The organism is Virgibacillus carmonensis (assembly GCF_057836705.1).
The window spans coordinates 1-13,968 of the sequence record NZ_JBYQFJ010000049.1 but is presented as its reverse complement, the minus strand read 5'-3'; the positions used below and the strand labels follow the sequence as shown (position 1 = coordinate 13,968).

Sequence of the window (13,968 nt, the reverse complement as noted above, 5' to 3'; positions counted from 1 at the left end):
CGGTGCAGTGTGGATGGGTTTCCTCGCGCGGAAGCGAACTGCTTATGTCTCGAGTATCTAGGCGCTGGAGCTAGACAGACTTTCGTTTATACTTTCTTTACTAACAAAAAAACGCTAACCATCAATTTTGATTAGCGCCTTCTTCTTTCCAGAATAATGGCTGGTATTTCACTCAAATCGTCAATCATATAGTCGGTATCTGCATACCGCCAATAATTATCTTTTTTCCATATAGTATCCATTCCTATATTGCGGGCAGCAAGGATGTCATTTTCAGGGTGATCGCCTACAAAGATACTTTCATCCGAATGGACATTCAGTTTTTTTAAAGCCTTTTGAAAAATTAACGGTTCAGGCTTTTTGATACCTTCCCATTCAGATACAAGGATAGTATCAAAATACTTTTCAATACCAAGAGCTTTTATATTGTTTATTTGAAATTGACCTTTACCATTTGTAATCATCCCTAAGTAAATGGAGTTAGCTTTCAACTCTTCCAGCATCCAGATAAGATTCGGAAAGGCTATACAGCTATGCTTAAACTCATTCACATAATCATCTAAAAGGCTTTCCCATGTTGGCATTATATTAAATTCCTGCACCATTTGCTGATAGACTTTATCCTTCCAAACATACCCCCGGTTATCTAATTCCATAAATCTTGTAGTATATGCATCTTTTGAAATGTGATTTAAATTATGCTTCATCCGCTCATATTGCATACGTATGAAATGCTTAACAGATTCATCACGGTCTAACAACGTTCCGTCTAAATCAAAAAGAACGGCCATAACCATTGCTTGCACCTACCTCTTCTCCACAATCAATACCTTCAAATAGTTACCTTGTGGGAAGCTTGAAAGTGTTTTAAAATCGGACGGCAAAGAGAATTCCTCTAGAACTTTATAGTTCGTGCTCGTTTCTTTAAATGCTTTATCAATAAATCCTTTGAACTTTCGCATGCCGAATGACGCATTATTAGTCGATGCAACAATGACGCCATTTTTTTCAGTAATAGCAATGGTATCTTTGATAAGCGCTGGATAGTCCTTAGCCGTACTAAACGTGTGTTTTTTTGAGCGGGCAAAGCTAGGTGGATCAAGGATAACTAGATCGAATTTCAATTCTTTCCGCTTCGCATATTTAAAATACTCAAAGACATCCATTACCTTAATATCCTGCTGTTCGTAATCGATTCCATTAACACTAAATTGCTCAATTGTCTTATTTTTGCTACGTTTTGCAAGATCTACATTGGATGTTTTTAATGCTCCACCTAGTACTGCTGCTACGGAAAAGGCACCTGTATACGAAAAGGTGTTCAACACATTCTTCCCTTTGGAATACTTATCCCGGATCGCTTTTCTTACCTGCCTTTGATCTAGAAAAATTCCAACCATTGCACCATCATTCAAATATACCGCATAGTTCATCCCGTTTTCCTTCACGATAATTGGAAATTCACCACGTGTCCCTTTTACAAAATCATCATCGTCAATATATTGGCCCTTCGTATCAAAACGTTTCTTTTCATATATAGCTTTGTAATCGCAAAGCTCATCAATGGCACGGGTCACTTCATCTTTGAATGTATAAATGCCCGCACTATACCAATTAATCAAATAATAACCAGCGAAATAGTCAATGGTAAAACCGCCAACACCGTCGCCTTCACCATTAAATAAACGAAATGCAGTAGTTTCGATATTTTTATAGAAAGATTGTCTAGCATTGAGTGCAACTTCTAATCTTGACTTAAGAAATGGAAAATCAATCGCTTCAGCTTTGTTGTGCGTCAACACCCAACCTAAACCTTTATTCTGCTTTCCATAGTAGCCTTTTGCGATAAATTGGTGGTTTTGATCTACCAGATGAACAACGCTTCCCTCTTCTTTGAGCGCACTTGGGTTCATAATGGTGTCCTTACTAATCAAAGGATAGCCTTTTTTATACTCTGCTATATAGTTAGACTTAACGTTTAATTCAATTACTGTTGTCATATTTTCATCCTATCAACTGTTTCCCTTATTATCGCATGCTAAAGTGAAATGGCAAAATACATTGGTTTATTCCGCTTCTAAACCAAGTGTTTCCTTAGCCATAGCTTCATATTCTAGTGTTATAAATTAAAAATCCTTTATTGTATTACTTACACATTGCTCAAATTTTTCAGCATCAGCGATTTTACATTCTACTAGTAAATTTAGTTCCGTCCGTATAAGGAATTAACAATACACACTGAACATAATCATTAAAAATATGTTCACTAATCAATTGTGTTACAGCATCAATCCCAATTTTATTTCTCTACAACTTCCTAATAGTAAAGTTATCTCCCAAAACAGCCCAGTTTTCTGGGAACGGTTGACCTAATACCCAATAACTAACACCCCTTAAGTTATAGTCCTTTACTGTATCGTATTTGGCCTGCACACTTCTGGCATCTTCAAACCAAACTTCGTGTTCCTGACCATTTTCATCTACATATTGAAAAAATGGTGCTTGATAGGTCTCATTATATTGGATCTCCACACCATACTCAGCTGCTAGTTGAACCGCTGCTTTTGGACTAATGGTTCGAGCAGTAGTTCCTTCCTGCCAGGGAATTTCCCAATCTCTTCCGTACAATGGGACTCCCATCATAATTTTATCACGGGGAATAACTGTTACTGCAAAATCCAACACGTCACGAACTTCGTTAATTGGTGCAATAGCCCACGGTTCTCCTCCAGCCCATCCCCACTCGTAAGTCATAACAACTACAAAATCAACAATCTCCCCATGAGCAGCATAGTCGTGTGCTTCATATAGCAACCCTTCTTGTTCCGCGCTCTCCTTTGGTGCTAATGCTGTGGAAACAATTAGCCCCTCCGGATGAAAACGGGCAACAAGTCGCCGCAGGAAATTATTATAATTCTCCCGATCTTCTGGGTAGACATATTCAAAGTCAATATTTATGCCGGTATAGCCTTTCGCTCTTATTTTTTCCAAAATGTTGGTAATTAAGGTTTCTTGTAACTGAGGATTTCTTAGAATTGTTGCTGCTAGATCCGAACTAAACTCCCCACCTGTAAAGTTGGTTAAAACAAGGAGTGGCGCTACATTAGTCGCTCTTGCTGCTTCTAGTACAGCAGCCTCCTGCATTTCAGTAATCGTTCCATCGGCTTGCACACTATACATGAACGGGGAAATATACGTAAAATTACTGCCTAATGCTAATACCTCCCGTCTTGCCTGCTCATTCGTTTGTGTTATATATGAATTCACTTCAATTATAGGTTTAATTGTAGACGGTATTCTTAAACGCTGGCCTGGATAGATGTATGATGAATTTGTTATATTATTTGCATCAATGATTTGATTTACAGGCACACCATATTGTTGAGCGATTCCCCACAAAAATTCACCCACTTGGACGACATGGATGGAATATGGAATCTCAAGCAATTCACCAACGTAAATGAGTGTTGGATTCGTAATATTGTTAGCCTGAGCAAGCTCATTAACGGTTACACCATACCTTTGTGCAATTGCCCATAAAGTATCACCTGGTGTAACTACATATTCTTGATTTGGATTTGGAATGACCAGTGACTGCCCGACAACGAGCACATCAGGGTTATCCAGCTGATTGACTAATATTATTTGATTAATATCGTTACCATATCGCTGTGCTATTCTCCACAAAGTTTCTCCACGTTGCACTACATGTATTTCCATTTACTCTCCTCCAATTTCCATTCTATCTGTCATGATATTCAAGAAGAGCCTATTTTGTTAAAAATGGGTGGGGAGAGGGGGGAATTTATGGTTCATAATGCTAGAGTCACTACCCGCCACTATCGATCTTTCGGTGGCATTGATTTAGGGCTTGATGGAATTACAACCTAATGTACTAACTATGCTCAAAAAAAAAGATGCCCTCTTTGTAGGAAGACATCTCACGAAATTCTCTATTAAACTCATACTTTCATATAATCTCCAACCGGCCATACTTCGCTGGTAAATGCCATTTCCCAGAAGGACAACTCTAATTGACAGCTTTTACGAAATGCCATTTTCATTTTTTCCTGTTCGGTTGGGCTTGCCACAGCAGCTAAATGATCTAACATGTTACGCATTTCCATGGTAATAGTCGCTACCTGCTCATCAGCATAAAATGAGATCCATGGATAAAATGGATGATCTTCATCGGGCTGATACGTTTTCATTAATTCCTGTCCAATTTCTAAATATGTCCACGGACATGGCAAAAGCGCTGCTATGACTTCACCCAGGCTTCCCATATGCGCATGGTACATCATATGTTTCACATAATGATCGGCTGTTGGTGGTAATGGGTATCCCTGTAGTTCCGCGTATCCAACACCGATTTGTTCGCAAAAATTATTGTGTGGATGAATTTCACTATTCAACACAAAGTCAATTTGATTATTAAAAAAACTAATATTTTCGCGAGTAGTTGCTTTTGATATTGCTATCCCATAAATATACATAAATGCATTCAGATATTCATAATCTGCCTTTATATAATGAGCCAGCGCTTCTTTTGGAACACTACCTTTGCCAATGCCCTGCACAAAAGAGTGATTAAAAATTGCCTCGTATACATCTTGGTTTTCCTTGCGTAATGTTTCAGTAAATGTCATTGAATTTGCCTCCCCTGAATTTGTTTGGAAGCTAACTAGAAGAATCAAAGTAGATAAATAGAGGAGTCCGTCCTCACTACTTCCCTTCGCTGGTATTAACCAGATCAGGTTCAAAGGGATAAAGGTCAATCCTTATCTCAGCATGTTGCACCCCTAGTAGTTCCTAATAGGATGTTCAAAAAGTCACCAAATGATAAATGGCGACTTTTTGAACACGCACTAATTACTATATGTTTTGTAATGGACTTGCTTGTTTAACACGAATCACAACTAAGTAACCGATAATCGCTCCTGAAATACTGCTCACTAAAAATGATGGCAAAAAGACAAAGGCACCAAGTGAACTGCCCATTAGTAGATTTGCATATGGTACTGAAAATAACGATCCAATTATTCCCGTTCCGACTACTTCGCCAACTACAGCTAGCATTTTACGACCAAATTTTTTATACAAATACCCAGCTAAAAACGCACCAATCATCCCACCTGGAAAAGCGAGTAACGTTCCAAGTCCAAGCATGTTACGCATTAACCCTGTCATAAACGCAATCACTACTGCTGGGCCAGGCCCCAGTGTTATCGCTGCCATCACATTTACCGCATGCTGGACAGGGTATGCTTTTGCGATCCCAGCCGGAAACCAAAGTAATTGCGATCCTATAACGCCGATTGCGATAAAAACTGCCATTGTGGTCAAAACTCTTGTGCGATACATCATTAGCCTCCTTTTCGAATTTTCTAGTCCAACCACCTCCTTAATTTTTACTATTTACCTCTGCTAATCTAGTAGCTACCTCTAATTCATAAGCCGCTTCTTTACAACTTCCCGCCTGACTAATTGCTGAAATAATCGATATACCCGACGCTCCAGATTTCATGATATCCCCTGCATTTTCCCTTTTAATCCCACCAATTGCTACAATTGGAATAGTTATTCTTTCACTGACTTCCACTACTCTTTTTATCCCTATTGGATCGAGTGCATCCGCTTTGGTAGATGTTATGAAAATAGGTCCAATTCCAAGATAATCAGCACCTTGTTGCTCGGCAAGGACTGCTTCTTCGACAGTTGACACTGATACACCAACAGACATATAGTTTGGAAGTCTTTCTTTTACGTTAATCAACGATTCATCTTTTTGACCAATGTGGACACCGTCAGCATGAAGCTTAATGGCCAAGGCAATATCATCATTCACAATGAACGGAACATTATTATTCAGACAAATATTACGAAGTTCAATCCCTAACTTATACTTTTCAACACCCGTTTTGGCGGCAAGCCCCTTTTCCCGATACTGAAAAATTGTAATACCCCCATCAATTGCTTGTTGTAGAACATATGCAGGATCCTCTATTGTATTTGTGCTACCCATAATAAAATATAAGCGAAGACTTTTTTTATCTACCATCTGCTTTATTCTCCTTTTAAAGTGAGCTCGCGAAGACTTGCCTTTGCCTTAACCTTTTCTTCAGTTAAGGTATACAATTCATCCAATAAGGATGGTAAAAACGTTCCCGGACCCTTACAGTGCTCCATTGCTAACTCTGCTGCTACACCATAACTACACACTGCTTGCACAGACGCATCATAGAAATCTCTACTTACACTAAGAAATGCACCAACAATTGCCGTTAATAAACACCCGGTTCCTGTAACATTTGGAAGCATTGCTACCCCGTTTGTGCATTGCGTATACTTATACCCGTCAGTGATGGTATCGACTTTTCCTGTTGCAACAACTACCGCCTTATATTTTCCAGCAACATGTGTGGCTGCTTCAGGGTCAATTTCATCTACTAAGGTATCAGCACCTTTTATTTCGGCATCCAACCCTGCTAGTAAAGCTATTTCTCCAGCATTACCACGGATAACTGACACATCAACTTTGGATAAAATTTGTTTGATTGCACTCGTACGAAAAGATGTCGCACCAATTGCTACTGGATCTAAACTAACTGGTATGCCTTTTTTATTGGCCGCTTTTCCTGCAAAAATCATCGCATTAACCTGATCTTGTGTACATGTGCCAATATTTAATACGAGCGCATCCGCATGTGATGCCATTTCAGCCGCTTCTTCAGGGGCATTTGCCATAGCAGGTGAAGCGCCTAACGCCAATAATCCATTCGCTGAAAAATTAGCAACAACCGTGTTCGTGATATTATGAATTAGCGGTTTTTGATTTTTGATCTGTGTAAGATAGTTCATTGAAAAATCCTCCTATTCCTTTCTGGCAATCCTTGTAAACGATGACCCCAATGGTTTGTTGGACCATTTCCTTTTCCAAGTTTTAAGCTAAAGCGAATAGCATCTGTGATAAATAATTTCGCTGTCTTCACTGCATCATAAACAGAATTCCCTTTTGCGAGTTCAGCCGCGATGACCGCGGAATACGTACACCCTGTTCCATGTGTATGTTTGGTATCTATTCGCGCAGTGGGAAACCTGTGTATGTCAGCACCGTCATATAAAACATCAACCGCTTCTTCGCTAAAATGATGACCACCCTTCACAACCGCCGCATTCGCACCAAGCTCATGAACAATACGCCGCGCTGCATCTTCAGCATCTGCTACGGACTTGATAGATTCAGAGAGTAACACTTCTGCCTCTGGTACATTTGGCGTAGCAACTGTTGCAAGTGGTAATAGCCGTTCAATCATTGTTTGTTTCGAATTGACGTCCATCAGATGGTCACCACTTTTTGCAACCATTACAGGGTCAATCACATAGGGGATCGAGTGCTTCTCAATTGCCTCTGCTATAACCACCATCATCTCTGAAGTGGCAATCATTCCTGTTTTGACTACATCTGGTGAGATATCCGCTAACACACTTTTGATTTGTTTCTGGATAAAATTAGTGGGTAAGTGCTCTACATCCTGAACGCCAATCGTATTTTGTGCTACAATCGATGTCACAACACTCATCCCATAAACCTCACGCTCCTGAAAAGCTTTTAAATCAGCCTGTATCCCAGCACCTCCTGTTGGATCGGTGCCTGCAATGGTAAGTACGGTTGGAATAGAATGTTTCATAGAGAAGAGCCCCTTTCATTCAGAATTGAACATCCAATAGGGGCAGTGAAGAATCTGATGCGGAGTATTTTTTAAACAAAAAACCACCCCAGAAATTGGAGTGGTTTGTATTTATACAAAGTTGTCTTTGATACAACCGACCTCCACTTTCCTACGCTAGTATGAACTAGATCAGGTTCAAAGGGATTAAGAATTTCCTTATCTCAGCCAAAATGGCACCCCTAGTGGACTTTCTATTAAGTTATAACCTTACTTAAACACGTATACCTTTTTTTGTCAATTCGATAAATGGACTATTTCTGTTATCCGGTACAAATCATGATAGTATGGTCATCAGGATCCTTTAAGGTAAAAAAAGAAAAGTCATCAAATTCAACGATAACTGAATCAATTTGATAACCAAGGTTTTTCGCAAATTGATAGGAATCATGGATATTATCTGTGTGAAAATTAAACAGTGGATATGGAGAAGGATTAATTATTTTCTTCTCACCCTTTGGTCCAGCATCCAATGTTAAACCTGTATGGTGGTTAATTTTCAGATTAAAGACCGGCTTCGAAACTTCTGATGGTTCATAAGCTTCTCCCAGCAATCTCGCATACCATTCTACCGATCTAGCTAAATCACTGACATGAACAAAAATCGTGTTGATCTTGCTTTTAATAGGATTGTGCATAGGGTAATCCTCCTGTTAAATAGTTTTGACCATTTTATAATTGATAAAGCTAAACCCATCTACTATTTTTGTTTGCGTCGCAAGTACATGATAACTTCGAGAAAGAAAAAAGGGTTTCGCTGTAATGCTTGCGTCAGTCGATAAACGATTAATGTGATGCTGCTTCGCGTCAAATTCGAGCCGTGTAATAATCTCTGAACCAATACCTTCTGCTTGATGGTCTTTATGTACATACAGCAAATCAATCCAACCATCCTCAGTCAGGTTGCCAAAACCTACTATTCCACCATTGATAATTGCAACATATGTAGTGGTTTTTTCTAAGCGATCTACCCATTCATCAAGTGGCTGGGAGTTATTAGCCCATACCTTGACCTGTTCCGTTGAATAATCTTTTCTATTTATTGTTAAGATCGTTCCTCTAAATAAAGTAACAACCTCATTAATCATATTTTCTTCAAACCGTTTTAATTCCAAAAAAACATACCCTACCTTCTTTTTTATTCACTTTATCGTGACCAACATTCATTACCTATCTGACTTGCAGCTCCATCTTTACAAATTCAAACCTACTACCATTCGTTTCCTGCATAAAAGTTTCTACTTCTACAAAACCAGCTTGCTTATAAACCTTTATTGCTCTTTGATTAAAGGTGGCTACGGATAGTGTGATTTTATCTGGGTTATACTTTGTTTTAGCTAAAGCAAGGCCTTCCTCTAAAAAGTCTAACCCATTACCATCCCCTGTTAAGTCAGGCCTCATTCCTAACCCAATGTCCACAGTGGTTGAATCTGTTTTATGAAAGCTGAAAAAGCCAATTACTTTATTCCCGTCCTGCACAACAAACGTCGATTCACTACGTTGTTCCGGATCAATGAACTCCAGAAAATCTTCCGCATCTGCTTGTATATCATAAAAAGAATATTCACCACCATAATGCCAGCTATATGCAATTTCCTCCGCTTGTTCTTGAGTCATGATTGAAAACTTAAATAGCATTTAATTCCTCACCCCTTGAAACACATATGGAATCGATGATGCCAACAAGACCTTCACGCCATTCTTATGATATGGCATTAATTCAGCTGCTGTATTCAAATCTACCCACTTCACTTCTGAAATACCAACACTGGTATCGGTATCTTGAATTGCAAGTTCCCCACCAACAATTTTTGCCTTATAGGTAATAAATAAGGCATGGTGATCATCTTTCGTCATAAAAGCTTCATTCACTGAAACGATATCGTTAACTTCTACCGTTAATCCTGTTTCCTCTTTCGCTTCCCGGACAGCAGCTTGCTCCAAAGTTTCGCCTGCTTCAACAGCTCCTCCAGGCAACGACCAGTTATTATATTTATTGTTTTTCACCATTAATACTTTATTTTCCACTTCATCATGGATAAGTGAATAAGCAACATCTACTCGTCTCAACTTTACAAACCCCCTTATCTATTTTCTAACCAAAATCTTCGTTTCACATTTCCATCTTCTTCCGTAAGATGCTTATCTTCAATACCGACCTCTCATGTCCATTCAATTAATATGCTTAATTAATTTCGCAGGATTCCCACCCACCACAACATTATCCGGAACATCTCTGGTAACGATGGATCCCGAAGCTACAACGACATTGTTTCCTATTGTCACTCCTGGGTTTATAACAGATTTCCCGCCAATCCATACACTATCTCCAATAGTGACAGGCTTTCCATATTCGATACCACTAACCCTTTCCACTGGATTAATAGGATGTGTCGCTGTATAAATATGTACACCTGGGGCGATTGCACAGTTTTTTCCTATCTGTACCTTGCAAGCATCTAGAATGACACAATCAAAGTTAGCATAAAAGTTTTCACCAACATGAATGTTATAGCCATAGTCACAACGAAAACTAGGTTCGATAAATATATTTTCAGAGCAGGAACCAAAAAGTTCTTTTAAAAGTTCTGTTCGTTTCAAATTCTCCGTTTCCAGTGATTGATTAAATAATCGGGTTAACCGACGCGCACGATTGCGCCCTTCTATTAGTTCGGAAACAAATGGATTATACATTTCCCCGGCTACCATCTTTTGTTTTTCAGTTTTAATCATAACCATCTCCTTTTGCTATCACTTTGCTATAATTCCCGTAAAATCATCGTGATTACGGATGACATCTAGCGAATAAGCTAGCAACTTTCATAATCATAAGTGCCAGTCGGATTAGACTTTTATTATATAATATTCTTTCACTTTATCCCCCATTCATTTTAACCATTCTATTATTAAGTCTGATAATAATCCTGCACCTCATAAGAATGAAAACCGCAGTCTTCGTATAGCTTAAGTGCATGTTTGTTTTCAGTAGCCACTTCTAATAGAATGTCTTTTCCCGATGCTTGCTCAGTAAGAACTGTTTGGATCAAAGCAATTCTCCCATAGCCTTTTCCTTGAAATGCTGGAAAAACAGCGAACCCATGAATATAGATTTCCTTATCATCACGCATGATACCTATTTTACCAACTGTTTCCCCATTTACATCGATCATATAGGAAGTTTTCTTATCATTTTCCGCATTACCCTGATTAAATTCACGCGCACCGGCTTCTTCCAAACCAAAACATGCCACATCCAACTTAATTTCCGCTTCCAAATCAGCTGAAGTAGCCTTCCTTAATTGAAGAGGATCATCGCTAACTTCTAACTTTTTCAACTTCCATTTCATTTGGTACTCCGAGAAAGCATATTCTGCAGGAAGGGTTTGCAAACAGCGCTTAGCCGACTTTGACTTAGCCGGAGCATTGACTAAAATTCTTTTTGCATTACTTGGGATCTCTTTTATTGCTTCCTGAAATAAGGTCGTAAATATGCCACATCCTCTTTTATAGGGATGGACCATTCCACAAATTTCATATTCATTGCCAAATCGATAGATAGCTATGAAACCAAACAAGTCATTATTATTATAATGAAAAAAATCCATCTTCTCCTTTTCTTTTCTTGCCTTTAACATCTCCCAATTTAGTTTGAGTTGAATGCTCTCCTCTTTTTCACATATATCTTGTAGCCGTTTAATATCGGTTAATTGTTGTTCGTTCAACATGATGTAACTCCTTTTAATTTTTCGGTTTGTATTTTGCTAACCCTATTTAATTTCTCCACAGGCTTAGTGAATTCCTTTAAATGAAAGCAATAAATTACAAATGAAATTCGATAAATGGATAACAGCAATCTTCTTTGGTAAAATCGGTCGTAGTAAGTAATAGAGGAGAATTTGAAATGAAAATAGTCTCAATTGAACCAACACCAAGTCCACATTCGATGAAAATTAACGTGGATGAGCACTTACCAGATGGACAAACACGAAATTATAAGCTTGAAGATAATCTAGGTAGTGCTCCTGATTATATCAAGGAACTATTTGCGATAAAAGGCGTAAAAGGCATCTATCAAGTTATTGACTTTATAGCCCTTGAACGAAATGCAAGAGATGCATGGGAGGATATTCTTCCTGAGGTACGGAATGTCTTAGGCTCTACTGAAGAAGTAACAGAACCCGAAACAAACGGACAACCCCAAGCGGATGAGCACTTTGGCGAAATCAAGGTATTTGTTCAACAGTTTCGAGGTATCCCTGTCCAGGTAAAACTCCAAGATGGTGACGATGAGCAGCGTTTCGGACTCCACGAAAGATTTATGGAAGCAACAATGAAGGCGTCAGTTGCCACCACCAATATGTTGATGGAAAGAAAATGGGTAGAACAAAGCACGCGCTATGGGGATATAACTGAAATTGGAAAAGATGTAGTCGAAGAGCTTTCAGCAAGCTATGGCCAAGAAAGACTTGAAGCATTAGTTAAAACGGCTCTGTCGAATGATGAATCCAATTCGCAGTCAACATTGACACAAAAGAAAAAAGTTACACTTGACATGCTAGACACTCCAAACTGGAAAGAACGTTATGCCGCACTTGACCGAATGGATCCAACTGTGGAAGACTTACCCGTCTTGGATAAAGCAATAAGTGATGAAAAAGCATCGATCCGTCGTCTTGCTACTGCATATCTCGGGATGATTGAGGAACCAGAGGTACTACCATATTTATATAAAGCATTAAAAGATAAAGCCGTAAACGTCAGACGCACTGCTGGTGATTGTTTATCAGACCTTGGGTTTCAAGAGGCTATTCCAGAAATGATTGCTACCCTATCTGATAAAAGCCGTATTGTACGTTGGCGTGGGGCAATGTTTTTATATGAAATTGGTGATGAAACTGCTATTCCTGCATTGCAACAAGCGATTGATGACCCGGAGTTTGAAGTACGTATGCAAGCAAAGATGGCGCTAGCACGTATTGAAGACGGGGAAAAGGCAAAAGGATCTATCTGGCATCAGATGACCGAAGCAACAAAACAGAAATAACGAAAATGCCAGACCTAAAGGAGAAAAGACGCCTATACAAATGTATAGGCGCCTTTTCTGTATTTGCGGCGAAAAATCATGTGTTCACATTCACATGTACTGCCTTATTTTTCGTCTTATGCAAATCAGCTCATCGCAAGAATTAAGTATACCATTAAATTGGCTATTCTCCAATAAAATTTAATCTATTTTAGCTCGTATCCTTACATGAACGCTTTCTTCAGGAGTATTTTCATATGCTGACAAAATACCTTCTTCAGCTATATGTTCTTTTGGTACTACTTTTTGATTTAGTTTAACTGTAACAGGTTCCTCAAAGGGAGATTCAGATAAGACTATAGTTTGAGTGTCCTTCCATTGAATATCTATGTGATCACCATCAAAAAATGAAAATGTGGAAGGAATAGGCACCCCTTCTCTATAAAAATAATGCCCATCTTCCTTTGATACACCTGGTTCGTTTAAACAAACATACAATGACAAGTTATCACAAAAATTCAGTATGTCGTAATGAAACTGGAAAGCTTCTTCATCAAAACCTATTATTTGTTTGATTCTATTCTGGCGGTCCAGTTCATTCCGTAAAAACCGTTGCGATTCTTCTCCAAAATCATCCGCTGTAAAACGATAATAATGGTGACTACACAAAAGACTTGCATAAGAATCCATCTCTTCTACTTCATTGATTCCATTCTTGTAGAAAACGAGTTTAGGTTCAGTTGGCAAGTCCATAAATGAATACGGCAATCCAGTTTGGTCATTCCAAAAAGGTGTCTTATCCACTGGAATCCAGCCTCTATCATGCTCCGCTATCGCCTGTTCTACCGACTCTCGGATACTATTATTTTTTAAAAAAGAATTTTTCCATTTCGCGGCAAAGACGCCTGAAATCCGTGCGTGGTCATCTTGTGTAATTATAACGATATCATCCGTGCGTTCACGTATTATCATCAAATCCTCCTCTAAATTAGAATAGCGCAGGCACCTTCGAAATAATCCAGTGCAGATTGTTTCGAAGGTAATTATTCATAGGAGCTTTCCTTAGTGGTCAGCCTCAGGCAAGTTTAAGACGAATCTCTTAATGATGGTTTTTATCACAAGGCTGTTTTCGTATAGTTTATTGCTCATACCGCCGAAGTTGATATAAAATGCGACGTAACTGCTATGTTTGGTGGTTGGACAACCGTTCCGGAA

17 protein-coding genes and 2 riboswitches are annotated in these 13,968 nt (G+C 38.8%); of the genes, 2 read left to right on the top strand and 15 right to left on the bottom strand.

Annotated features, from left to right (window positions below):
• Positions 1–131 precede the first annotated feature (131 nt).
• From AC3G7N_RS19680 to AC3G7N_RS19670, 3 genes are all read right to left on the bottom strand, one after another.
• Positions 132–797: an HAD family hydrolase gene (locus tag AC3G7N_RS19680; protein ID WP_489423868.1), complete on the bottom strand. Its 666-nt coding sequence runs from the start codon at positions 795–797 to the stop codon at positions 132–134.
• A 9-nt stretch (positions 798–806) separates the two neighbouring features.
• A complete protein-coding gene (locus AC3G7N_RS19675) occupies positions 807–2,000 on the bottom strand; it encodes a class I SAM-dependent rRNA methyltransferase (RefSeq protein WP_489423866.1) in 1,194 nt (397 codons plus the stop codon).
• A 307-nt stretch (positions 2,001–2,307) separates the two neighbouring features.
• Positions 2,308–3,720 (bottom strand): LysM peptidoglycan-binding domain-containing protein, encoded by a 1,413-nt coding sequence (locus AC3G7N_RS19670; RefSeq protein WP_489423865.1) that lies wholly within the window; start codon positions 3,718–3,720, stop codon positions 2,308–2,310.
• Between AC3G7N_RS19670 and AC3G7N_RS19665 the strand changes: the two genes are divergently transcribed.
• Positions 3,709–3,891 carry a hypothetical protein gene (locus tag AC3G7N_RS19665; RefSeq protein ID WP_489423864.1) on the top strand — a complete coding sequence of 61 codons (183 nt, stop codon included), beginning with the start codon at positions 3,709–3,711 and terminating at the stop codon, positions 3,889–3,891. The two genes, AC3G7N_RS19670 and AC3G7N_RS19665, sit on opposite strands and share 12 nt — an antisense overlap.
• Positions 3,892–3,962: 71 nt before the next feature.
• On the opposite strand, the gene tenA is transcribed toward AC3G7N_RS19665, so the two are convergent.
• From tenA to AC3G7N_RS19610, 11 genes are all read right to left on the bottom strand, one after another.
• Positions 3,963–4,649, bottom strand: a complete 687-nt coding sequence (gene tenA / locus AC3G7N_RS19660; protein ID WP_489423863.1) for a thiaminase II — start codon at positions 4,647–4,649, stop codon at positions 3,963–3,965.
• Positions 4,650–4,713: 64 nt separating this feature from the next.
• A riboswitch (TPP riboswitch) is annotated at positions 4,714–4,814 on the bottom strand.
• Between the two features lie 61 nt (positions 4,815–4,875).
• Positions 4,876–5,364: an energy coupling factor transporter S component ThiW gene (gene thiW, locus AC3G7N_RS19655; protein WP_489423862.1), complete on the bottom strand. Its 489-nt coding sequence runs from the start codon at positions 5,362–5,364 to the stop codon at positions 4,876–4,878.
• A gap of 40 nt (positions 5,365–5,404) precedes the next feature.
• Positions 5,405–6,061 (bottom strand): thiamine phosphate synthase, encoded by a 657-nt coding sequence (gene thiE / locus AC3G7N_RS19650; protein ID WP_489423861.1) that lies wholly within the window; start codon positions 6,059–6,061, stop codon positions 5,405–5,407.
• Between the two features lie 5 nt (positions 6,062–6,066).
• A complete protein-coding gene (thiM, locus tag AC3G7N_RS19645) occupies positions 6,067–6,861 on the bottom strand; it encodes a hydroxyethylthiazole kinase (protein WP_489423860.1) in 795 nt (264 codons plus the stop codon).
• The gene (thiD, locus tag AC3G7N_RS19640; protein WP_489423859.1) at positions 6,858–7,691 is read right to left on the bottom strand and encodes a bifunctional hydroxymethylpyrimidine kinase/phosphomethylpyrimidine kinase; all 834 of its coding nucleotides are present in this window, start codon (positions 7,689–7,691) and stop codon (positions 6,858–6,860) included. The genes thiM and thiD overlap by 4 nt, the downstream gene beginning before the upstream one ends.
• A 131-nt stretch (positions 7,692–7,822) precedes the next feature.
• A riboswitch (TPP riboswitch) is annotated at positions 7,823–7,924 on the bottom strand.
• 69 nt (positions 7,925–7,993) lie between these two features.
• The gene (locus AC3G7N_RS19635; RefSeq protein WP_489423858.1) at positions 7,994–8,368 is read right to left on the bottom strand and encodes a VOC family protein; all 375 of its coding nucleotides are present in this window, start codon (positions 8,366–8,368) and stop codon (positions 7,994–7,996) included.
• Between the two features lie 15 nt (positions 8,369–8,383).
• Positions 8,384–8,845, bottom strand: coding sequence for a GNAT family N-acetyltransferase (locus AC3G7N_RS19630; RefSeq protein WP_489423857.1), 462 nt, complete (start codon positions 8,843–8,845; stop codon positions 8,384–8,386).
• Between the two features lie 55 nt (positions 8,846–8,900).
• Positions 8,901–9,368 (bottom strand): GNAT family N-acetyltransferase, encoded by a 468-nt coding sequence (locus tag AC3G7N_RS19625; protein WP_489423856.1) that lies wholly within the window; start codon positions 9,366–9,368, stop codon positions 8,901–8,903.
• The gene (locus tag AC3G7N_RS19620) at positions 9,369–9,800 is read right to left on the bottom strand and encodes an NUDIX hydrolase (RefSeq protein WP_489423855.1); all 432 of its coding nucleotides are present in this window, start codon (positions 9,798–9,800) and stop codon (positions 9,369–9,371) included.
• Between the two features lie 102 nt (positions 9,801–9,902).
• Entirely contained in the window at positions 9,903–10,460 is a 558-nt protein-coding gene (locus AC3G7N_RS19615) for a maltose acetyltransferase domain-containing protein (protein ID WP_489423867.1), read from the bottom strand.
• 176 nt (positions 10,461–10,636) lie between these two features.
• Positions 10,637–11,455 carry a GNAT family N-acetyltransferase gene (locus AC3G7N_RS19610; protein ID WP_489423854.1) on the bottom strand — a complete coding sequence of 273 codons (819 nt, stop codon included), beginning with the start codon at positions 11,453–11,455 and terminating at the stop codon, positions 10,637–10,639.
• A 176-nt stretch (positions 11,456–11,631) separates the two neighbouring features.
• On the opposite strand from AC3G7N_RS19610, the gene AC3G7N_RS19605 reads away from it, so the two are divergent.
• On the top strand, positions 11,632–12,774 hold the full coding sequence (locus tag AC3G7N_RS19605) for a conserved virulence factor C family protein (protein ID WP_489423853.1): 1,143 nt from the start codon (positions 11,632–11,634) through the stop codon (positions 12,772–12,774).
• Between the two features lie 180 nt (positions 12,775–12,954).
• Here the strand turns inward: AC3G7N_RS19605 and AC3G7N_RS19600 are convergent, their stop codons facing one another.
• Complete coding sequence (locus AC3G7N_RS19600) at positions 12,955–13,725, bottom strand: DUF3891 family protein (RefSeq protein WP_489423852.1); 771 nt, start codon at positions 13,723–13,725, stop codon at positions 12,955–12,957.
• Positions 13,726–13,968 lie beyond the last annotated feature (243 nt).